1 pseudogene is annotated in these 548 nt (G+C 62.9%); it reads left to right on the top strand.

From position 1 onward, the window contains the following. Nucleotides 1–47: 47 nt before the first annotated feature. A pseudogene (locus CCD76_RS19520) lies at nucleotides 48–548 on the top strand (helix-turn-helix domain-containing protein); the annotation flags it as partial.

Here is a 548-nt window from a genome sequence, read left to right as displayed (position 1 = left end):
TTACGGGTCTATTTTTCAGACAGAGCGTAGGCCTTGAAGCGCCCTGGTTGCTTAAGGACCAGCACCTGGATACCTCCGTGTCGCCCCACCGCCTGGACCTCTATGTCGAGGCCGAGCGGGGCAGCCTCTACCCCTGCCCGGAGTGCGGCAAGGCCTGCCCGGCCCATGACTTTGCCGACAAGACTTGGCGGCACCTGAACTTCTTTCAGCACCACTGCTACCTGCACGCTCGCGTGCCTCGCACCAAGTGCCCCGAGCATGGCGTCAAGCGTATTGAAGTGCCCTGGGCGCGGCCGNAGCGACTTCACCCTGCTGTTCGAGCAAGCCGCTATGTCGTTGGTCAAGGAGATGCCGGTGCTGGCCGTCTCCCGGCAACTGGAGATCTCCGACAAACGCCTGTGGCGCATCGTGCATCACTACGTCGGCCGCATGCTGAGTGAGCTGGACCTGGCCAACGTGGCCACCGTCGGCGTCGATGAAACCGCCTCCCGACGCGGTCATCGCTACGTCACGGTATTCCTCGATATGCAGCGCAAGCAGGAACCGGT

Source organism: Salinicola salarius, assembly GCF_002179555.1.
Lineage (GTDB): Bacteria > Pseudomonadota > Gammaproteobacteria > Pseudomonadales > Halomonadaceae > Salinicola > Salinicola salarius_A.
The sequence above is the reverse complement of the archived record's forward strand: the minus strand, read 5'-3'. Positions and strand labels throughout refer to the sequence as shown.